Annotated in this window: 20 protein-coding genes and 1 pseudogene; 2 read left to right on the forward strand and 19 right to left on the reverse strand. The window is 48.5% G+C overall.

The genetic code is table 11. The annotated features are described in order from the left end of the window. Nucleotides 1–72: 72 nt before the first annotated feature. The 7 genes from EDM58_RS12115 to EDM58_RS12145 form a co-directional block, all read right to left on the reverse strand. Nucleotides 73–948, reverse strand: a complete 876-nt coding sequence (locus tag EDM58_RS12115) for a radical SAM/SPASM domain-containing protein (protein ID WP_122913630.1) — start codon at nt 946–948, stop codon at nt 73–75. Nucleotides 949–1,093: 145 nt separating this feature from the next. Next, a complete protein-coding gene (locus EDM58_RS12120) occupies nt 1,094–1,645 on the reverse strand; it encodes a DJ-1/PfpI family protein (RefSeq protein WP_122913576.1) in 552 nt (183 codons plus the stop codon). 118 nt (nt 1,646–1,763) lie between these two features. Continuing rightward, the gene (locus EDM58_RS12125) at nt 1,764–2,774 is read right to left on the reverse strand and encodes an EamA family transporter (RefSeq protein ID WP_122913577.1); all 1,011 of its coding nucleotides are present in this window, start codon (nt 2,772–2,774) and stop codon (nt 1,764–1,766) included. An 85-nt stretch (nt 2,775–2,859) separates the two neighbouring features. Further along, entirely contained in the window at nt 2,860–3,996 is a 1,137-nt protein-coding gene (locus EDM58_RS12130; protein WP_122913578.1) for an FAD-dependent oxidoreductase, read from the reverse strand. Between the two features lie 109 nt (nt 3,997–4,105). Next, on the reverse strand, nt 4,106–4,933 hold the full coding sequence (locus tag EDM58_RS12135) for an alpha/beta fold hydrolase (RefSeq protein WP_122913631.1): 828 nt from the start codon (nt 4,931–4,933) through the stop codon (nt 4,106–4,108). A 291-nt stretch (nt 4,934–5,224) separates the two neighbouring features. Continuing rightward, nucleotides 5,225–5,584 carry a Na-translocating system protein MpsC family protein gene (locus EDM58_RS12140; protein ID WP_122913579.1) on the reverse strand — a complete coding sequence of 120 codons (360 nt, stop codon included), beginning with the start codon at nt 5,582–5,584 and terminating at the stop codon, nt 5,225–5,227. A 151-nt stretch (nt 5,585–5,735) separates the two neighbouring features. After that, nucleotides 5,736–6,626 (reverse strand): SDR family oxidoreductase, encoded by an 891-nt coding sequence (locus tag EDM58_RS12145; protein ID WP_122913580.1) that lies wholly within the window; start codon nt 6,624–6,626, stop codon nt 5,736–5,738. 115 nt (nt 6,627–6,741) lie between these two features. Between EDM58_RS12145 and EDM58_RS12150 the strand changes: the two genes are divergently transcribed. Next, a complete protein-coding gene (locus EDM58_RS12150; protein WP_031305633.1) occupies nt 6,742–7,716 on the forward strand; it encodes a helix-turn-helix transcriptional regulator in 975 nt (324 codons plus the stop codon). 25 nt (nt 7,717–7,741) lie between these two features. On the opposite strand, the gene EDM58_RS12155 is transcribed toward EDM58_RS12150, so the two are convergent. From EDM58_RS12155 to EDM58_RS12185, 7 genes are all read right to left on the reverse strand, one after another. Then, a complete protein-coding gene (locus EDM58_RS12155; RefSeq protein ID WP_023556401.1) occupies nt 7,742–8,281 on the reverse strand; it encodes a DinB family protein in 540 nt (179 codons plus the stop codon). Between the two features lie 75 nt (nt 8,282–8,356). Next, nucleotides 8,357–9,505, reverse strand: a complete 1,149-nt coding sequence (locus tag EDM58_RS12160; RefSeq protein WP_023556402.1) for an ABC transporter permease — start codon at nt 9,503–9,505, stop codon at nt 8,357–8,359. Nucleotide 9,506: 1 nt separating this feature from the next. Then, a complete protein-coding gene (locus EDM58_RS12165; RefSeq protein WP_023556403.1) occupies nt 9,507–10,631 on the reverse strand; it encodes an ABC transporter permease in 1,125 nt (374 codons plus the stop codon). A gap of 13 nt (nt 10,632–10,644) precedes the next feature. After that, nucleotides 10,645–11,583 carry an ABC transporter ATP-binding protein gene (locus EDM58_RS12170; RefSeq protein WP_023556404.1) on the reverse strand — a complete coding sequence of 313 codons (939 nt, stop codon included), beginning with the start codon at nt 11,581–11,583 and terminating at the stop codon, nt 10,645–10,647. Nucleotides 11,584–11,698: 115 nt separating this feature from the next. Beyond that, nucleotides 11,699–12,826, reverse strand: a complete 1,128-nt coding sequence (locus tag EDM58_RS12175; protein WP_023556405.1) for a sensor histidine kinase — start codon at nt 12,824–12,826, stop codon at nt 11,699–11,701. Continuing rightward, entirely contained in the window at nt 12,823–13,524 is a 702-nt protein-coding gene (locus tag EDM58_RS12180) for a response regulator transcription factor (protein WP_023556406.1), read from the reverse strand. Before EDM58_RS12180 ends, EDM58_RS12175 begins: the two co-directional genes overlap by 4 nt. A 115-nt stretch (nt 13,525–13,639) precedes the next feature. After that, the gene (locus EDM58_RS12185; protein WP_122913581.1) at nt 13,640–14,584 is read right to left on the reverse strand and encodes a GNAT family N-acetyltransferase; all 945 of its coding nucleotides are present in this window, start codon (nt 14,582–14,584) and stop codon (nt 13,640–13,642) included. Nucleotides 14,585–15,028: 444 nt separating this feature from the next. Here EDM58_RS12185 and EDM58_RS12195 point away from each other — a divergent pair, with 444 nt between their 5' ends. Continuing rightward, complete coding sequence (locus EDM58_RS12195; RefSeq protein WP_148039321.1) at nt 15,029–15,367, forward strand: hypothetical protein; 339 nt, start codon at nt 15,029–15,031, stop codon at nt 15,365–15,367. Here EDM58_RS12195 and EDM58_RS12200 read toward each other — a convergent pair. From EDM58_RS12200 to EDM58_RS12220, 5 genes and pseudogenes are all read right to left on the reverse strand, one after another. Beyond that, complete coding sequence (locus EDM58_RS12200; RefSeq protein ID WP_023556410.1) at nt 15,349–16,254, reverse strand: class I SAM-dependent methyltransferase; 906 nt, start codon at nt 16,252–16,254, stop codon at nt 15,349–15,351. The genes EDM58_RS12195 and EDM58_RS12200 overlap by 19 nt on opposite strands. A gap of 168 nt (nt 16,255–16,422) precedes the next feature. Further along, nucleotides 16,423–16,860: a methyl-accepting chemotaxis protein gene (locus tag EDM58_RS12205; protein WP_122913583.1), complete on the reverse strand. Its 438-nt coding sequence runs from the start codon at nt 16,858–16,860 to the stop codon at nt 16,423–16,425. Next, on the reverse strand, nt 16,851–17,516 hold the full coding sequence (locus tag EDM58_RS12210) for a cache domain-containing protein (protein WP_148039322.1): 666 nt from the start codon (nt 17,514–17,516) through the stop codon (nt 16,851–16,853). The genes EDM58_RS12205 and EDM58_RS12210 overlap by 10 nt, the downstream gene beginning before the upstream one ends. Continuing rightward, nucleotides 17,458–18,072: a tyrosine-type recombinase/integrase gene (locus tag EDM58_RS12215; RefSeq protein ID WP_023556413.1), complete on the reverse strand. Its 615-nt coding sequence runs from the start codon at nt 18,070–18,072 to the stop codon at nt 17,458–17,460. Before EDM58_RS12215 ends, EDM58_RS12210 begins: the two co-directional genes overlap by 59 nt. A gap of 88 nt (nt 18,073–18,160) precedes the next feature. Next, nucleotides 18,161–20,842: pseudogene (locus EDM58_RS12220) on the reverse strand (Tn3 family transposase); the annotation flags it as partial. Nucleotides 20,843–20,877 lie beyond the last annotated feature (35 nt).

Here is a 20,877-nt window from a genome sequence, read left to right on the forward strand (position 1 = left end):
TCCCTGACGAAGGATACGGTCTATTTCGCATTTCCCAAAAGGCACTGAGCCCGGCACTAGGCAAGGCGGCTGTTACGCCCCAAACCGCTGCCGATACCCGCATCTTCTGCACAGCTCCTCGACAGCCTCCCTGCGGGAAAAGCCTTCGACGAGTTGATTCGCCCGCTCGCCGTTCACGATGTCAGAAAACGATGCCTGATTGATATTCCCGAGGTTGATAACGCCTTCCCCATCCAGACAGCATGGCACCACGGTCCCGTCTACGAGAATCGCCGCCTGGCTGCGAAGCGCATAGCAAAAGCCTTTGCCCTCGTCCTCAGGCGCCGTCATACTGGGCCACTGGAATTCATGGTCCTGGTTCAAATAGACGCGCTCTGCGATCTTCACCCCGCCCCCCGGAACAACCTTCTCTTCGATCTTGTAATCCAGGCCGAATTCCTTCTCGACAATCTCCAATGTCTGGCGGTTTCTTTTCTTTTGAATATTGGTTGCGTTGTCCTGCGTCAAATTCCACAGACGGAAGGAAAAGAGAACGCGATGCTCCTGCGCCTCACGAACAAATGAAAGAATTTCCCGCAAATATCCTTCCCGATCCGTCGAGCCTACATGTCCGTCAAAGCTGTGCAACGAGAAGTTCATCTGTCTGAGCGCAGGCTTTCCGAGCAATTTATGCCGATTTTTTGCGATCAGCGTACCATTTGTCGTGATATTGACCTTGAACCCTTTCTCGTGGCTCACATCGAGCAGCTCATCAATCTTCGGGTGGAGCAGCGGCTCTCCTTTGACATGCAAATAAATATATTTGGTATGCGGTTTGATCTCATCCAGTCTTTTCGCAAAATCATCTACGGAAATGAAATTGGCCTTGCGCTCCGTCGGCGGGCAAAAGGTACAGGCGAGATTGCAGATGCTGGTAATTTCGATATATACTTTTTTAAAGATTTTCAAGATTTCTCCCCGTCCTCTATGGTTGTATGATGCTTCCTCCATCATACCCCACATCGGGAAGATATGCTGCCGCAAAAATCTCGCCAAAAAACCCCCCGACTGACTTGAGCGTATGCCTCAAGCCTTGACGGGAGGTTTTTGCTATTTAACGAAGCAGCTTAATAAACTCGCGCATGAAACCAGGAAGATCCGGCCATGCATGCCCTGACACCAGATTGCCGTCCACATGCAGCGTCTCCGTCTGATAGATCGCTCCGCAAGCCTCCACATCAGGCCTGCATGCCTGGTAAGCAGTCATTTCTCTGCCGGCCAGGTGCTCCCGGACAATTGTCAATACCTGCGAGCCGTGGCAAATCGCGGCTACCGGTTTATTCGCCTCGAAGAAATGGGCCACAATCGGCTTCAGGTGCTCATTCAGCCGGATATGCTCTGGGGCGCGTCCACCCGGGATAATCAGGGCGTCGAATCCCTCTGGATTGATCTCTGCAAAGGAGACATGGGCAGGTAGCTGATAGGCTGGCTTTTCGGTATACGTTTCGCTGTGAGCTTCAAAATCGTGGCAAACCGTGTGCAGTGTTTTCACCGTAGGCGCTGCAATGACCGCCTCAAACCCTTCTTCCAAACAACGGTAGTACGGATAAAATACCTCCAGGGCCTCCACAGCATCTCCTGTTACGATCAAGACTTTTTTACTCATCAGACAGCCTCCTCATGACTTGTTTTCGGAAAGCAACCTTCCCATTTTCCAATTCTTTGAAAGGTCGTCTGATTCCTGCTCGGCTTGCACGAAAATCATGGCAGGCATGTGGCCCACTTCAGGCAATATCGATGTTGCTTCTTGGACTTTGCGTTGCGGGTCCTATCGTCTCGGGGGTCCGCTGCAAAATAACCGCAGCACCCAGGATGAGCACCCCGGCAACGATTTGGATCATGGAAAGCATTTGACCCAAGATCACCGCGGCCAGCACAGAACCGGAAATCGGCTCAAAAATCGCCAAAATGGAAGCTCTGGACGCGCCGATCATGCGGATGCCTGTCAAAAGCATCATGGTCGGAATCGCTGCTCCCCCAATGCCGGCAAACAACAGCATGGGCCAGATGGAAGCCGCTTGGAAAGGCTGCATGAGGGCTTCACTCTCTCCCATCGCAATCCCAATGAGAGCAAAAGCGACAGCGCCCGCCGTTAAAAAAATCGTGGTGGCGTACGACGAGGGAATGCTTGGATAGCCACCCCGACCAACCAGAAAATAGATCGACATGCCAATAGCAGCGCCAAGTGCGAGCAAAATTCCGATCGTATCGAATCGAACGGCCCCTTCTTGAGACATTTGACCGGAAATAGCCATCGTGCTTCCACCCAATGCGAGCAGCAAGGCGATCAGCTTTGGCATATTAAACGATTCGCGTCTTGTCGAAATACTGATCAACGTCACTAATGCAGGGTAGATATAGAACAATAACAGGGCAAGCGAAACAGTTAAGTGAACAAACGCATAGAAGATGGCCAGGCTGTACGACATAAAGGCGACAGCCGCGATCGTCAGATTCCTCCACTGCCATCCTGGAATCTGCGACAGTGAAATACGTTCTGTACGTGAAGGGCGTCCAACACCAAACAAGAGGAGAACCACCATGGCAAGAGCACCGATTGTTTCACGCCAAGTGGCAAATGCAACTGGACTCATCCCGGCTTCATAAGCGAGATTCGTCAGGACCCCCAAGCTTGAAAAAAGAGCGGATGCAAAGAGAACAATTCCGATGCCCATGAGCTGGGATTTGCCTGGATTTGAAGCGATTTGATACTCTTTCCTTTGATCATTCCCCACAGTTCTTCGCCCCTTTTTGCAAAAATTAACAGAATAGTCCGAACTATTCACTTGAAAAGGTACCCCTGCTGACGCAAATCGTTTTTTATACCTGCAAATGCTCTGCCGCTCCTGTCACATGTCTGGCTGCGGTACTCATCATCAGGTCGATGTTTTCAGAATCCATTGCCTTTCTGATGATCTCCGAGCGCAAATGCAATAATTCTTGTGGCCAGTTCGATGCTGCCGATCCATAGATCCGCGACCAGATCTGCGTGTTTTCCACGGTCGGCCTCATGATGCGCTCCCAATGTTGCAGGGCTGCGTCTATATCATAGCGTTCCAGTTGTTTGGCTAATTCAAGTGCACTGGTTAGGCTTACACCAGCCCCTTGCCCTAAATTCGGTTCCATCCCATGTGCTGCATCTCCAATGATTGCTGCTCGGTTTACGGACCAGGTGCTCGCGTAGATATAAGCAAAGTGGCGGTCTAGTCGCGAAGAATCAATCCGTTCGATAACCGATTCCAGGTGAGGAAACGAAGACAGCCACGCTTCTTTGTTGATCGGGTCGGATAGTCCCTCCGCGTCTGAGGAAGGAGCTGTCAAATAGATATACCGGAGGTCGTCGGTAGCAGGCGCAATGCCGATACGGCGGTAACCAGACCAATGCTCCGCAGCTATCCCTGTTTCGTCCGCTTCCACTCGGGGAATCAGGGCTCGCAATGCCCCATTGCTCATTTTCTCAACGGTATGTGCCATGTTCAGGGATGTTCGTATGGACGAATTGACTCCGTCAGCTCCCACCACCAGATCAGCCCGCAGCGTGTGTCCATTTTCCAGAGTAATTGCACCTGATGGATCGGCAGACACCGCACATGCGCTTGTTTCAATCTGTACCCCCGCTTTCTCCGCAGCCCGAAGCAAAGCCCCATATACTTGTTTTCGCGGAACGACACAAAAACGGTTTTGATTTGAAAACTTTGTAGTATGGATCAGTTGCTTCTGCTCATCTACCATCTTTAATTCCGAAATGAACTCGATCTGTTTCGAGGCTTCCTCATATACGCCTGTCTCTTCCAGTACCTTCAGTCCGTTTTCCCACGTATAGAGACCAGCACCAATTTCCCTCAGCTCAGCCGATCTTTCCAATACCTGAACCTTCCATCCGCGTTGGGCAAGTGCCGTTCCCAATGTCAGACCCGATAATCCGGCACCCGCAATTACGATTTGTTTAGTCCCCACTTGATCTCATCCTCCCGTTCTGAGCTGAATTCGATAGTTACCCTAGAAAAAATGCCCCCATCATTCCGGTTGATCAAGCATTGAATGTATGGGGGCGTGCATGTGCTCATTACCGAAGCTGGGAGACAAAATCATGGATGTGATTCGCTACGGCTTCCGGAGACTCAAGCGTAGGGAAATGCGTTTGCGCTTTGATAAATTTATAATCAAACCAGGAATTCTTCTCTTTAAAGCTTTGCTGCATCTCTTCGTAGCCTGGCCCCGGAGCTTGCGAGTAGATGTGTACGATCGGACGTTTTTCCTTCAGCGCAGACATCCTCTGAAGCGGCGAACCCCATTTTTCGTACGCCTGCTCGATCACGCGGCACGATCTTTCCCACATGTCATAACCAAAGCTGGCCATTTCTTTGTTCAAGTGATCAATGACCGCTCGATTGCTGCTGACGCCCAGCCAGTGGTCAAACAAGCTTTGCCGGCCCGATACCCATTTCTCAGGATTTTGGATATCCCGCAAATCCCGCAGCAGCTCTTCCCCGGCTTCCCCCATAATCCAGTCGATCACTACCGTTTGGGGCGCTCTTGCGGTGCCAAGCCGATCGGTAATCTCGATATTCGCCCACCCGCCATGCGAGGTAGATACGGGAATCACTTTCTCGATGTCGAGCGCATTCAACACTCCGATGACGTCCTCAGCCTGTTCCTTGACACCGAAGTCGCCAGGCAACTGCTGCGGGTACGAATGGCCGCGCCAGTTCAAACGCAGGACCTTATGCCGCTGAGCCAACGGCGGGACGATATAGTCGAACAGCCTGTGATCTTGACACCAGCCGGTGAGCAACAGCAACACTGGACCATCGCCTTCACCGTGGATGTCGTAGGTAAACTCGTGACCATTGATGACAATCGAGCTGAGTTGGCTATTTTCTTGCTTATTCATGGAATCATCCCCATTTCTAATGTATTTGTTCAAATGAGCTGACACACGCAACACCCTCCTATCAACAGATCCCCCCTTTTTTGGAACATGCAAAAAAGGGCAAACCACAACTTATAAAACTAATCGAAATTAGTTTTGATAAGCCATGGTCTGCCCTTGATTGAACGAGTCAAGAGGCCCTTCCACTGCTCTTGCAGAAACAAAGGTTCCTCACCTTTGCTTTCGGATAATATTGAATTTTCTGTTATTAATCATTATACGGACCTCATCCAAAAAATCAACCCTATTTCGTTACATTTGCAATACTTTTCTTTCAAAGACCAGTACGCCGATCGCCGAGTCATTCTCGAGATCCCATGACTCATAATTTTGCAGAACCTTCGCCCCTACGGTCTTCTCAAAAAATTTCATGTACTCTTCATTGGTGCTTTCCACAAAGAGTTGTCTGGACTTTAATACCACACTCTTCCCTTCAGGGGTTTTTAAAATGTATTTTTCCATCGGGGTGAGAATCCCTTTTATAAAAAATATCAACACGTTATCGACGATTTTGATTTCCGTATCTCTTGGCCCTCTTCCTAACGTATCCTTGATATAGGCACCGATAAAATTGGATACTTCTCTTTCAATGGAGCTGCGAGTCCTGTTCATGTCCACTCTCCCCACCTTACCGTTATGGTATGCAACAAGCTTTGCGAATCCTCACTTCAGATCTTCACCTCCTCTATGAAAAAGTATACCGGAAGTTGTCCAGACGAAAAGCTCCCAGTGTGCTGAGAGCTTTTCGTTCTTCCACAAAACCCTATAGAAATCCATGCCGTTTTGCATAATTCCCCCAATGCGGCCTTCTTCCATCTACATCATAAAAATCATATTCATCGGAAAGAGACCAGCTTGACAGCGCCTGCCCTGTTTTTTGCAGCATGTGAGGGTCTGCCGCCAACGCCGCGATCGCTCTGCCAATAAAAAACGGCGTCTCGGACTCTCCGAAATGCTCCGCGTGCTGCACATCGCTTTTTACAGCGTCCTGCCAATTCTCCTCCTTCACCCCAAAGTAATCCAGCATTTCCTCAGAGCGCAAAAAGCCTGGCGTCACAGAAACAGCCGCAACCTGATGCGGACGCAGCTCTTCTGCCATCGCAGCCGCCATGTGGATCGGCGCTATTTTGGCCAGACTGTAGTAGAGATTACCCCGATACCTGTAATCCGTACCGTCCGTCACTTCGATGATGAGACCTGATTTGCGGGCAATCATCAAGGGGGCGCCGTAATAGCTCGTTATCAAATGCGTCTTGAGTACGCGCTCCTGCATGAGCAGCCCATCTGGCAAGGAATGTTCCCAAAAGGGCGTATCCCACTTGGTCAGCTTCTCCCCGCCCCAGATGTCGTTTACTAAAATATCGAGGACCCCATTCTGTTCTGCCTTGATCCGCTCAAACAGCATCCTTACTTGTTCCGCGTCGGTATGATCTACCTGCACGGAAATTCCGATGCCGCCCCGGGCGCACACCATCTCTGCCGTTTCTTCGATGGTCTCGGACCGATTCAGATCAGACGGATTGCCGCGCACGCTTCGCCCCGTACAGTAAACCGTTGCGCCTGCCTCCCCAAGCATGACGGCAATTCCTCTGCCCGCGCCCCGCGTAGCCCCAGCGACCACTGCTATCTTTCCCTCCAAAGGCTTCTTCATCATGCAACTCCTCCTCCAACTTTGATCCTCTTTATTGTAAAGGGTGATAGATGACACCCTTTGTCATATTTGTGTGGTACTATTTTTAACAAGGAGACTTCACTGGAGGTGCAGACAGCTGAGAGCCGATCGCATGCTTTCGATTTTATTATTGCTGCAAAATGAGGGGAAAAAGACCGCAAAAGAATTGGCGGAAAGACTGGAGGTATCGGAGAGGACGATTCTGCGCGACATGGAGGCATTGAGCATGTCTGGAGTGCCCGTCTATTCTGAACGCGGAAGCGGCGGAGGCTGGCTTCTCGCAGACGGCTATCGAACGAGTTTGACGGGGATTAAGGCGGAGGAGTTTCTCTCCCTGATCGTCTCGGCGCATCCTGGATTATTGACGGATCTGGGCATCAAGAAGCATTTTGATGCCACTTATCAGAAATTGCTCGCTTCTTCTCCCGCTTCGATCAAGAACAACATCGAGCTGATCCAGAAAAAGTTCCATATTGACGGCGCCGGCTGGCATCAAGCAAAAGAAAGCTATCCATACTTGTCCACTGTTCAAGAAGCGGTATGGGCGAACCTCAAACTATGCATCCACTATAAACGGGACCAAGAAACCTTGGTCCGAACTGTCTGTCCCCTTGGGCTGGTAGCAAAACGCTCGGTATGGTACTTCGTTGCCGATTGCGATGGAGCGCTTCGGACCTATCGCGTCTCGCGGATCGCCCACGCAGAGGTGCTGCAGGAATCGTTTCCCTACCCGCAGGAATTTCATTTGGCGAACTACTGGGAGGCATCAACAGCCGAATTCAAGCAAAGGCTCCCTCGCTTTCCGGCCAAACTGAAAGTCAGCGAGCAGCTGCTTGGACGCTTGGAGCAGGAGAATTACATCACCATATTGGAAAAAGCACCTGGAGAAAACGGATGGTTGGAAGCGACCATCCAATTTGCGACGCTGGAGCATGCTTGTGAAATGATTCTCGGCTTCGGATCGTTGGCACAGGTCTTGTCCCCGGAGGAGCTTCGCATCAAGGTGCTCGCTGAAATACACGCGATGCTTGCGGGATACGAGAATCACCCGCCGCTCTCTTCGGGGACGTAACCTGCGAGATGCTTAGACAGACACGTTAACTTGCGCCATCTTTTGCTTTCAATATCCCTAAATAGGCTTTCCAAGGCCCAACGTCCGTACTGTATCGCTTCGCCATGACCCGAACGATTTGAGCAATATGCGTGAGATCATGAACAACCCACGTAGAGATCAATTCTCTTGCCTTTACCGAGCCGAATTCAGGATGCAAGCCCGTAGACTCAAGATGCCGTTCTGGATCAATCAGCTCTTTTAGCCTGGTTATACTCTCTGTTCGGATCTTGTTCAATTCATGCAGCTTCTCTTCGATGGAGCTCTCATGCTTTTTCTGCAAGTGTGAATAGCGGTCAAAAGGGGGAAAGGGTTTCGTATCGCCTTCTTGGAGAATCCATGTCAATCTGGGAATCCAATTCTGCCTTTCTCCCTCGATGAGGTGCTCAATCACTTCTGAGACAGTCCAGGTTCCTTCGCCTTCCCTGCAATGCAACCATTCGTCCGAAATGCCGGATAAAAAATGCTCCAGCGTCTTCGGTGTGCGCTCCAGAACCTCAATGGCTTCTTTCATCGTGAAGTTCATGTACCCGCTCCTCTCTGGGGCTGTCCCCATTTTCCAATTCTTTGAAGAGCCTTCTGATTCCTGCAAGATTCCATCCTACACAAACTGTCTGACGTCATTGTTGCGGCCAAACCGGAAAATCGCGATCAAGGCAAAGACTACGGCGAACGCCAACAGAATCGCCATGTTCACATACAAACTTCCAAGGGTTTGACCCTCTTGCAGTTTATTGATCATGTCCAGCAGCCAATGCTGCGGCAAAAAGCTTGAAATTTTACGTACGGTATCCGGCATGATCTCCATCGGAAAAAAGCAACCGGCGAGCAGACAGCTCGGCGTGATAATCAGATTCTGCATCGCGTCTACTCCGGTCGTGCTTTTGGCAAATGCGACGATCAAGAGCGATAAACAAATGGTTGCAAGCCCAAAAAGGAGAAGAGCTGGAATCAATTCGCTATATGTTACGCCGGAATCAATATGAAGGACATTTTTCATCACAACCAAGGCAACCACAATTTGTAGCAGCATCATAATCAAGTTGGCCACTACGTTGGAGAGTACATACGTCCTTGCCGACATCGGCGATGAGAGCAAGCGCAGGAAGGTGCGATTCTCCTTTTCTTTGAGTATGATCTCAGACATATTGACGGCGGAAAACATCATGAAAGCGATCAGGAAGCCAATCGATTGATAGGTCATCATCTTCATGTTCGACGTATCCTGTATCGTTTCTGCCTTCAGCATAAAATCTTGCTGGCTATACGCCTCATACAGCCGGACAAACATGGCATCATCTCCGTGGGATTCCTTGCCGATCGCCGCTATATTTCCAATATAGTTTTGGAGCATCGCTTTGATGTAGGCGGTAACCTGCGTCCCTTTTACCGAGATGATGCTCAGATGTTCCGGATCTCCATCCCGGACACTGGAAGCAAACCCCTGCTCGAAAATAATGCCACTGTCTAGCTTGCCAGATGCGATGTCGGCATGAAGCGTTTGTTCGTCCAATATCGTGACTTTGACTTGATTCAATCCTTCCATAAATCGAATCACATTCTGTGTAATCGCCTGATTGCCGTCCTGATTGAGGATACCTACGCGAATGATCCCAGTGTTGTTATAGCCGTAAAGAAACATGGTGATCAAAATGCCCGCGATCGGCAGTCCGAAGTAGCCAAACCAACTGCTTTTTTTCCGAAACGTATCCTTCAATGTCTTGCGAATGAGCCACATCAATTCACTCATCTTAAAACGCACCCCGTTTGCGTATAGAAATGCTGGCAAAGAACAAAAAGACCAAGGCGATGCTCGTATTCAATCCGATTGCTGGCCATGCCGCTGAAGGATTATCGGCATAGATGATTTGCATCAATGCTAGATTAGCCCAGCGTATCGGTGACAAGTTCGTCAAGATGTCCAACACGCCTTCCACATCGCCAATCGGAAAATAGGCTCCCCCGAGGAAAGACGAGATCTGTGTGAAAATCAACACAACCGCCCTCGCTCCCTCCCCTTGGATAAGAAAACTGACGCCAAGACCCACGCTGACAGCGAGCAGCAACTCTGTCAAAAGGACAAGTACCACCATCCCGTAATGATTGCCCCAATCCGCATGGTAAACGAATTTGCTGAACAAGATGACGATCAACACGCAGAGAAAATTGACAAACGTGCAGCCGATGATCTTGCCGACGAAAATGACTGACTTGCTGACGGGAGCAGCCATCAGCCGAACAGCTGTATTGCGAATTCGTTCTGACCGGAATAGGTAGAGTGCCGAAATAGCCGAGTAAAACGCCATCATCGTTGTCATCGCAATCGCGTAATAGTCAAAAGAACCCGGTTTTTTATCGGCTTGAAGTGACATTTCCCGGATAAAATCACTACTTTGTCCAGCGCGGACCAGAATTGATTTTGCCGCTGAAGGGTCAACCTGAAATACTGCTGTAGCGAGCGAGAAACGATCTGCAAACGCCGTCAGCATGCCCTGGACGATATTACTCTCAAGCGGATATTTATTGCTTCCATAAAACGTGATGCCGTCGTCTTCAAGAATCGCATAAGCCGTAAAACGGTTGGCACGCACCTCCTCCACGCCGTCCATCCCAGCATCCACTGGCACAGCTGTAACTCCTTCCTGTTTGATCGCTTCTGTAAAATACTCCCAATAGATCAACATATTTGGATCTGTCGTATTCGTTTTATAAAGGAATTGCATATTTTCTATGGAATGACCAGGTGTGAAAGCATTGGAAAGAGCCGCCCCGAGAATCAGCATCAGGGTGATCGGAAGTGCGAGCATAAACAGGAAAGTCCGCCTGTCTCGCAGGTCAGACCTGATTTCTTTTATGACTATATTCCAAAGGTTCATGGTGAAGCCTCCCTCAATCCCGGAGGTTCCGGCCCGTTAAGGTCAGGAACACCGACTCCAGATTTGGTGCTTGTTCTTTGACTGATCGGATCTCCACCTGATCCTTGATCAAAAGCTGAATGATCCGATTTAGATTATTGACTTCTGCTTTCGAGACGATCTTGATCATGCCCTCTTCTTGACGTACGGAGGTCACTCCCTGGATCGCTCTGAGTGAATCGAACGACAACGAGTCATCCTCTTTGATACCAATCCAGATTTCCTTCGAATCGGTAATGGTCGACTCGAGCTGCTCCTTGGTTCCTTCCGCGATAATTTTGCCGTGATCCATGATAGCAATCCGCGTGCAGATTTCCTCGACTTCCTCCATATAGTGACTCGTATAAATGATCGTGCATCCCATCTCGTTCAGCTTGCGCACGGAGTGCAAGATATAGTTCCGCGACTGCGGGTCAATTCCGACCGTTGGTTCATCCATAATGATCAGCTTGGGTCGATGCGCGATCGCACAGGCGATGTTCAGCCTGCGTTTCATTCCGCCCGAAAAGTTCTTGGGAAAGCTCTTGCTCTTGTCGCCCAGGCCTACGAATTCTAGAGCCTCTTCGGTTCGTTCCCGAAGCAGCGTCCCTCGCAATCCGTACAAGCCAGCGAAGAAGCTCACATTTTCATAGGCGGTCAAATCCTCATAAATGGCAAGTTCCTGTGGTACGATGCCCGTATTCATTTTCGCAAACTTGGCTTCCTTCACAATATTTTTGCCCATCAGAAAGATCTCGCCCTTGGTACAGCGCAAAAGAGACGCGATCATATTAATTGTGGTGCTCTTGCCCGCTCCATTGGCACCCAGAAACCCAAATATTTCTCCTTCACTCACGTTCAACGTCATATTATCAACAGCGATGAAATCACCGAATTTTTTGGTCAAGTTGCGGATTTCCAACACATGGCTCACCCGAGTCTCCCCCCTTCACAATGTATCTGTATTCTAATAAAAAAGGATGTCCCTATGTCAGTGCATAAGTTCATCCTTTATCTATGAGAATCCTCATGTCGCTTCCTATAAAACTTCATTGGTGCTCGTAAGGCAAAAGTGTCGTCACGCGAAAGCCCTTGGTCCCGTCAACGATAACAGTCCCGCCTACAGAAGCGGCTCTCTCTTCCATGCCGAGAATGCCCAGACCTTTGACCACCTTGTCCACTCCGATTCCGTTATCCGAAACAACCGCTTTGATGAGCTTGTTCAGCACTCGTACCTCAATGGAGATAACCGTAGCCTTGGCATACTTGAGTGAATTCGTTACCGCTTCGGTCGCGTTCTGCTGAATAATTTTCCAGTGAATCGGCGCAATGACATCGATGTCCCCGCCAAAGGTTAACGTAGCTGTCACTGTCTCCTTGGCAGACACCTCATCTACAAACAGTCGAAGCCGATTGATGCCCAACTCCTCTGGCCGTGGCTTCACATCCTTGAGCGTCAGTCGGATTCGCTCCAAGCCCTCTTTGGAAATAGAGATTGCATTGCCCAGCAGCTCTACCGCCTTGTCCTGATCTACCGAAAACAACCGTCTCGCCGCTTCCATCTGAATCAGCGCTCCTGCCATCGCATGCCCGACATCATCGTGAATCTGCTGGGATAGGCGGTTGCGCTCCTCCAGTTTGATGGTATAGGCGGACTGCCGGATGTACTCGTTGTTTTCGCTCAAAGCTCGGGTCATTTTTTGCAAATCCGCCCGCAGGTTCTCGCGTTCCTCCTCCAATCTTTTGAGCTTTTCGCTCGACGAATGGATATACGTGATAAGCAAAAAACTGAGTAGAGCGCTCAACAGGTACTGCGGAATCAACTCATAAGGTACCATGATAAGCGACAGGATGAGGAAAAGAATAGCGAAGATGGCTCTCGTGTTGGACAAAATGATCAGTTCATATCCGTTAATCGGTAGAAGTAGGAGAAACAACGGTTCCACATACAGCCCGTAAGCGACGACAAATCCAGCGGATACGACAGTAAGCACTCGCTTTGGCTTGGATGTTTTCACGATAGGAATCGCAATGTTTACGGCCAAGTAAAGCAGGTATCCGAGAATGAGCCAAGGATTTATCTCAGACGCGAAATGAGCTAGGAAGGAAGCAGTCATGATATATCCGAACACCGTCGCTTTATTCCAAATCATCCAATTTTCCAGAGCGGTTCTCATGCGTCAGACTTCCTCGCTTCCCCTGTTAAATAATAAATGGCAATCTGCGTGCGATGTTCAAGTCCAGTTTTATTGAAAATGGAAGTGATGTAATTCGCAACCGTTCCTTCAGAGATAAAAAGCTTCCTGGCAATTTCCTTGTTGGATAATCCCTTGGCGATATGCTCCATCACATCAAGTTCCCGTTCTGTAAACAAACTCCGGTCGATTTTGCTGCCGAGTGGAGCTGGGGCAGATGACACTGACGAAGGATCGGCTGGTGCTTCGACTGCATCCTGGTCTGAAGTAAGGTTTCGTTTGATCTTGTTGAGGACGACATCTTGCAATACGTGATGGTTGTGATAAACACTTTTGATGGCGTCGCGAATGCGTTCCGGGTCGTTGTTTTTCAGCAAATACCCCCGAGCCCCCGCCTTGACAGCTTCTAGAATGAATTCGTCATCATCAAATGTCGTCAGAATCAGCGGTTTGACGGTCGACTCTTCCGTCAGGATACGTGTCGCCTCGACGCCGTTTATGTTCGGCATTCGCACGTCCAATAGCGCCACATCCACCTCATGGTTCCGGCAAAATGCAACTGCTTCGGCCCCGTCCATCACCGTCCCGACCACTTCAAACTCCTCGAAGGTGGTCAGGATGATTTTCATGCCTTCCCGAATAAACGAATTATCATCTGCAATCAATACCTTGATCTTCAATGCCCCTGCCCTCCTGTCTTCCGGTCCATTGTTTATGTGACTCACGACAATTTCCACTTTTAGCAAATTCATTATAGCAAAAAAAGACGGCCGTCTTAGCCGTCCTTTTGTGCAATCACCACTTGGCCGCCCAGGCTTCGATCTCCACCTTTAAAGTAGAGACCGCTAATGCCGGGACATAAGCCATGGTCATGGCAGGGGGAGTCCCGCCGTGAAACTCCTGCCACACTTGATTGAAATAGCGCCAATCCATCCCCTCCGTCGCCCAGATGTTGATTTTGATGATTTGATCTACGGATACAGATTCTTCTGCTAAAATATGCTTGATATTTTGCAGTGCGTTGTACAGCTGCTGATTCAACTCGACCGGCATTTCACCGTTTTCATCATTTCCGACCTGCCCGGACAGCACGAGTAAACCCGCTCCATTTGGTACCGTGGTCAGATGCGTATAGGAGCCGATCGGAGGGGCGACACTGCCGGGATTTTTCCTATGGACCTTCTTCCCTGCCCTTGCCAGCCAATCCTCCTTAATCATCGCCAACGTCTGATGATCTTCCCAATGACCGTTGATCTTCACGTTTTTTCGGGCAATGCCTTCCTTTGTAAAACCAGCTTTCAACAGCACTTTCATCGAACCCGTATTATGCGGCATGACTCCTGCTTCGATCCGGTGGAGATCCAATTCCGTAAACGCATAGCTGACGACCAGCTTCACCGCCTCCGTCATGTACCCTTTGCCATTGAAGTCCTTATCCAGAAAGTACCCAATCCAGCAGCTTTGCAGATTGTAACGGACTACCTCGGATAGGATCACCTCACCAATCAATTGCCCTGTACGGCGTAAAAAGATGAAAAAGAGGTATCCCCTGTCTTCCTGCTGCAACTTCAAAGCGTCTTGGATGCGATCCAGCTGCCCTTCATAGGTATAGAAGGCTTCGTCTCTTCGTCCTGTGAACTGCTGAAAAAAGTCCCTGTTTTTCACTTCCAGAGCCAGAAGGGATTGAGCATCCGACTCCTCCGCCAGTTTGACGACAATGTTTTCACCAGTGATCTGCATCTTTCTCTCTCCTTTTTTGGGTATAAAAAACACCACAGGAAAGCAAACCTGTGGCGCACCTTGAAAAGAAGAAACCACAGGCGAGCGACCTGTGGTGAATTTTCCACGGTATATCCTTTACTACCCGCTAACGAAAGGATAAAAGTCGCTGACATCCAATTTTGGACATACTTCTCCCGTCGTTAGCAAAAACAAAGAAAACAGCCGTCGAGTATCCGACTCCAACCGATAGCGATTTCAAGGATGCTTTTTTCATCTGGATACCCTCACTTGGCATTTTTTCACAGTCTAACATAGAGCATACAATTTTTCGAAAAAGCAGTCAATATCACATGGCTCCTTCTCCTGTACCTGTTCCCTTGGGTACCAAAGAAAGTTGGTACTTTTTGTTTTTTCCATGTTCACTTTTACTATACTTATATCCTTACGCTCGAGGTGAATGACATGATTAGAGTAAAACCTCTTCTCGTCTACTATTGCATCCTTTCGCTCGTCTTTTTTAGCGGCCGACTGTATATCATGAATACCTATCATATGACAGAAGGTCCAGTCCCCCAAGAAGCGTTTCAGAAATTATTCAACTGGGTCAGCCTGTTCGCTTATTTTTATATCGTGCCGCTGTTGCTCGCGGGATTGCTCTGGCTTATCCGCTTTTTCAGACGGAAAGGTCTTTCTTGGTTTCTCAGCATCCTATTAAGCGTGATGTACATCTTATTCGCAGCAGTGATTGGATACGTCTTACTGTTCGTCTTTGTGCTCATGTTCTATGGTTTTGCTCCATGAGTAGAGGGTTCAATCATTGCCCTAGCAAAGTATACATTCTTGGATGCAACATAACCGTCCGTACGCCCTTGAAAATAGCGGCTTTGGATCTCAGCGGGGCTGAGGTTCTCCATGAGGCGCAATCCCAAATGAGAAAGTTGTGTTGCCAGCTCCGAAGGGTCGAAATACGTTTTTATCGGTTCCCCGATCTTTTGTAAATTTTCTCGCGTCTCTTGGGAATGTGAAGCATTTTCGTCTGGTCCAAAATAATCGAAAAGAACCGTGCTACCCGCAGGGGCTACCTCGGTGATGGAACGTAGCGTCTCGAACACCTCGTCTTGTGTCAGATACATAGTGACACCGAGCCAGCTAAAAAAGCTTTTCGCCTGAGGATCGAAGCGGTATCCCATGAGTGCTTTTGACAAGCTTTCTCTCGAGAAGTCCACCGGAACGAAAGACAGATTTGCAGGTATCTCCCATCCCAACTCAGCCAGACGCTCACGTTTAAAGGCTTGTGTAGCTGGGTGGTCGATCTCGAACACCCGAAGCTTCTCCAGCAATTCCGGTCGACGAAAGGCAATGGTGTCCATCCCGGCTCCGAGTATCACATACTGCTGCACCCCTTGCTGGTAAGCCACTTCAAGATGATCTTCCGCATATCTTGAACGGCTAATTACTTGAGGCAGCCCCATGGATTGCAAGAAGAATCGCCAGGAATTCTCTTGGTCAGTATTCGGCTTCAACTGAAGCGCACCAGCCAAACCCTGTTCAATGAGTGTACGTCTTTCTTGCGGGATCATGTCGTAGGCCAGAAAGTCATCAAAGATTTTTGGGGTATCATTCCTGGAGTGATAGGCCCGGATATAAGCCGTCATGATTGAGGTTAGACTAACCTGGTTTTCCTTCAAGCGCGCAGCCTCCTTTTTCGAACGTTTTGTTCTAAAAGGTAGTATACCAGCCGCGCAATAATAATCAATATAAAATATTTAATCATAACACATAATTTGTTTTTAGTCAAGAGTCTATTTCCTTATTCTTTTTCGTATTTTACTATCGGAAAAGCTATTTCCCCCTGCTTAGTAGGTAAAGGTCGATATCAACTCTTTCAACTCCTCTGCCATGTTAGCAAGGGATCTGGCCGATGCGGAGATCTCTTCCATGGAAGCGAGCTGTTCTTCCGTAGATGCCGCTACTTCTTCTGACGTTGCGGCATTTTCTTTCACAAAGAGGGCAAGCTGATCCGCTGCGGCTGAAACCTCTTGGACCTCGTCGGACATCTGATGGGCCGTCACTGAAATCGCCTCGATTTGGGGAGAGATTTCCCTCATGCTCGTTACAATCGTCTGGAATTTCTCGATTGCCTCCTCCGACACGTTGATGCCGTTTTGGACCTCGTCGGTAACCTGTTCCATGATTTGTACCGTGTTTTCGGTATCATGTTGAATCCCTTTCAGGATTTCAAAAATTTGCTTCGCCGATGTTTGGGATTGTTCGGCTAGCTTCGCTATTTTAATTCCCGAATTGGTTTCATGATTGCTTTGGTCACAAAGTAAATGACCACAGCTCCAGCCAGGAGTGCTCCAAGCAAAACAAACAAGGTTGCGTGAAGGATCTTGGAGGCAGCATCATCTACCTCAGATGAAAACATTACGCCAACAATCTTCCAACCGGTCAATTCATTGGAGGCAAAGGTCATTTCCTTGCTTTCACCATTCAGTTCATAGGGAAAATGACCAACCTCCACTTGATAGATCAAATCGATGATGCTCTCTGTAGCCTTTGAACCGCTCTCCGCAGTCGGGTGAACAATGTAGTTCCTGTCTTTATCAAGAAGAGCAGCGTACCCCTTTTTCCCGATTTTGACTTGTTCCGTAAGTTTTTGAATATCACTTATGTATAAATCTGCAGCCACCACTCCGGAACCATCCTTTAGTTTCTTGGCGACGGTAAGAATCACTTTTTTCGTAGCCCGATCCACATAAGGGGTGGTAATCACGACATCCCCGTTGCGTTCATCCGCGTCTTTATACCAGTTCCGTTGCCGCGGATCAAAATCTATTTTTCTAGGGGTAGTACCAGCGAAGCTGACACCACCCGCAAAGTGAATGTAATTAAATAGGAAATTTATTGATAACCTCGTTGTACTCTTGTTGGGCATCTGTGATTGCAAGCTTAGAATAGACTTCCAACGACTTGCGGCTTTCGTGGCCGGAGTACGGTTGTATGAGCGCGTCATCGATGCCCTGCTTTTTGAGCCAAGTCAACAGGAAATGTCGTAGCTTGTGCGGCGACAGATTTTGCACAAGGCAGGCTTCCTCCGAATATTTGGCCAGAATCTTTCGTATCCCCCGATCCGTATATTTTTTCTTCCAAGATGATTCGAACAGGTAAACCCCCTGCTTCTTTTTCATCGAATCGGCGTGCATAGCCAGCATTTCTTTGAACGATTGAGGGAAGGGGACAATGCGATCTTTGCTGCCTTTGCCTTTGTTAATCCGGATTTGGCAGTAGTGGAAATCAACATCGGACAACTTGATATTGATCAGCTCGCTTACTCGAACGCCGGTATATAGAAGCGTCTTGACGATCATCATATCTTGAAAGTTCTTCGCTTTCCAAACCACGTCGTAGTAGCGTTTAAGCTCCTCTTCTGTAGGTACATAAGGAAGCTTCTTTGCTACTTTTGGAACCTCAATCTCCAGTTCCGCTCTAAGATGCTGGAACAAGCTTTTGAGATAGGTATAATCTGGCCTTTCTCCACGAAGATATTTGGACAGTTCCTTCGCTTTACGTTTCGGCGATTTCGTCTCTCACTCACGCGATAACACCTTCTTCCAACGGAAGGCGTTCGTTCATGTTCAGTCTGAATGTACCATAAGGGTTTACATGCGTGTATATCAGCGGGGTAAGCGCCCGTAAGTCTTCCGGAGTCATCATATCGTACCATTTACGGTCGGATAGGACGCTTTGCAACATAATGGTATTAATGTACACCAGACAGTTTTGCAGAAGGTGAAGTGATAATACGGCCATCTCTTGATCCTCTAACCGGTTGGTGGAAATTTCTCCGTCTTTGCCGTAAAAAATAAAGCTGTTGGCCGAATTCCAGTTTTCCACAACATTCAAACCTTCATTGATCTCGCGACGCAGCTCTTCAGAGTGAAGGTAGTCGCACAGGAATATCGTCTTGACCGCTTTGCCGAGTTCCCCCAATGCTTGATAGGTCGGATGCTTTAGGTTATTAAGGGTAAATCGTTTCAGGATTGCTTCCGTTTCGGCGGTTCCAAGGCGCAGGGCCGTTGCGTACTTCATCATTTGATCGTACTGCTGCCGAATCAGTTCCCAATTGATTGGACGGGTCAGTACCGGTTGTAAATTAGGATAGGCATCCGTCATGCCTGGCTCGGGCCTGTACAACTTTTGCGAATGAATCGCCTTGAGTCGAGGCATGAGCTGATAACCCAAAAGATAACAAAATGCAAACGCAACCTCGCTCTGGCCGTGCGAGTCCACATAATTCTTCTCGACTTTCATTTCGGTACAGTGACGAAGCAATCCTTCCATCATGGCTGCAACTTCGGAGGAGGAGCACGATTTGAGCTGCGAGTAGATGCATGTCGAGTTCTTCTCAACGTGCCAATAAATCATAACGCCACGGCCGCGGTAACGAATATGCCATTCCGTCATAAGGTTTTGATCCCATGCGCCAAACTTTTTCGAATCCGAGGCACAGGATGTCGTGGCATCGCCCCAAATCTCTTGCATCCAAACACGGAAAATCGCGTTCACCACTTCGGATATCGCGTTTCGAAGATTGTCCTTATGAATGAATTTCCTCCGGACGTACAACAAATCCTTGTAGCTTTCTCCATGCTCACCGGCACTCACACGTTTTAGGCCGGTGTTCGTTCCGAGGCCATATAGGGATAGGATAAGTCTTTTTTGCAGCGTATCCCGTCCTAACGCTTCACGAACAGCAACGGTCTTGAATTTTTCCGTAAATCCAACTCGAAGATCGGCTTCTTTCAAAATATCCAATAGGCTCGTCATCGGCCAACGCCGAAGCATCTCTGCTTTTATACGTGATAAATTGACCGGTTCTGCTTGTGGTTCTAACGGAGACAAGCTGATCCATCCATTCCCTTTCTCCGTGATCCGAACCTTGGGGTTCTTCTGGAGTCCGGTATCGAGTTTTTCCAATCCTTCTTTCATGGCTTGCTTCAACGTTGCAATGAATGCTTCCGCGTCCAACGGCTGCTTTAGAGCTTTGTAATTTTCTTCTCGCCGATCTTCGAAGTCTGTTGGCAAGTCATCGTCCGGATTACGGTACCGCTTCGCTCCGACCACCCATATCTCCTTGCAACGAAGCTTTTCCCGTAAAGCTTGCAGGACGCTTATCTCATAATTCATCCGATTAATCCGCTCTTGTCCTTTCTCGTCCTTCTCAACAATGATTTCTTTATTAACAGTACGGATCACACCATCTACCGGAATTTCTTCGGACATTGGCAAATAATGATGACCAGTATCCGAATATTTCTTGACCAGCTCCAACGCACGAATCACCGGACGATGTACTTCATTGTTTGATCGAAATTTCAGGATGCCTAATATTTCGGGAACCATACGGCGGTAGTGACTCCCATAGGAAGCCCGAATAATGGTATGAATTTTCTCTCGGTAGGCCGGTCCGGTGTGTTTGAATTCTTTTATCAAATCCCGTAATGTTTGTTCATTAACAACCGGGAAAATGACATCACGAATTACTCCATCTGGATTATTGATTGCGGACTGCGCCATGTTGAATAAAATTCCATACTTATTGCTTACCTTGCGTAAGTCATTCAGAATTTCCTTTTCGACTTTACGTTCTGCTCTTACTCCTATCCGATGGACGATCTGAATAAGCAGCTCGATCAAATTGTCCGTTATTTCCATACTTCTTAGCCGGAAGAAGGCGGCCAACAGTGTATAACGGATCGGATCAGGATGCCGGCGAAGTTCCCTGAGATCCTCTGTTGCGGTCCGCTGTTGGTACTTGGTCAATACTTTAAGAGGGATATCACGAAACAGATCATCCGGAAGTTCCAGATTTCGAATCGTTCGTAGCTTGCTTACTTCTCTTAACACACTTTCAACACCTGGTTTGCCTGGATCGGACTTCAGCTCTTGAAAAGAAAGAAGTCCCCCGTCGCTGCTTGAACCGCCCTGTTCTTCATCCAGAAATGCGATGCGCTCTACAAGTGAATCCAATTTAGACAAAGACGACGTGGGCATCTTGCCCAGTGTGGCTTGGAAAAATTGCTCTTCATATGTACAGATTGCCGCTCTAATAAGTCGCTCGATGCGATCGGGCGTAGGCGGTACAACTTTTATCTCCCGAAATCGCCGGTATACAATCTCAACCAAATGTTCGAAGTCGTGATCCTGGAATAACACATTTTTGCATAGCCAATCGATTACCTCTTCAGCATCTTGGATGGTATCCTCACGAAAGGGGGTAGTACCAGCGTAGCTGTCACCAAGGGCAA

This window comes from Brevibacillus panacihumi, assembly GCF_003710985.1.
GTDB classification, from domain to species: Bacteria; Bacillota; Bacilli; order Brevibacillales; family Brevibacillaceae; genus Brevibacillus; species Brevibacillus panacihumi.

Bases quoted from the DNA above. Each gene is read 5' to 3' on its own strand.
- EDM58_RS12120 (WP_122913576.1), bottom strand. From the start codon at position 1,645: ATGAGTAAAAAAGTCTTGATCGTAACAGGAGATGCTGTGGAGGCCCTG.
- EDM58_RS12140 (WP_122913579.1), bottom strand. From the start codon at position 5,584: ATGAACAGGACTCGCAGCTCCATTGAAAGAGAAGTATCCAATTTTATC.
- EDM58_RS12145 (WP_122913580.1), bottom strand. From the start codon at position 6,626: ATGATGAAGAAGCCTTTGGAGGGAAAGATAGCAGTGGTCGCTGGGGCT.
- EDM58_RS12160 (WP_023556402.1), bottom strand. From the start codon at position 9,505: ATGAGTGAATTGATGTGGCTCATTCGCAAGACATTGAAGGATACGTTT.
- EDM58_RS12165 (WP_023556403.1), bottom strand. From the start codon at position 10,631: ATGAACCTTTGGAATATAGTCATAAAAGAAATCAGGTCTGACCTGCGA.
- EDM58_RS12195 (WP_148039321.1), top strand. From the start codon at position 15,029: ATGATTAGAGTAAAACCTCTTCTCGTCTACTATTGCATCCTTTCGCTC.
- EDM58_RS12185 (WP_122913581.1), bottom strand. From the start codon at position 14,584: ATGCAGATCACTGGTGAAAACATTGTCGTCAAACTGGCGGAGGAGTCG.
- EDM58_RS12155 (WP_023556401.1), bottom strand. From the start codon at position 8,281: ATGAACTTCACGATGAAAGAAGCCATTGAGGTTCTGGAGCGCACACCG.
- EDM58_RS12175 (WP_023556405.1), bottom strand. From the start codon at position 12,826: ATGAGAACCGCTCTGGAAAATTGGATGATTTGGAATAAAGCGACGGTG.
- EDM58_RS12135 (WP_122913631.1), bottom strand. From the start codon at position 4,933: ATGAATAAGCAAGAAAATAGCCAACTCAGCTCGATTGTCATCAATGGT.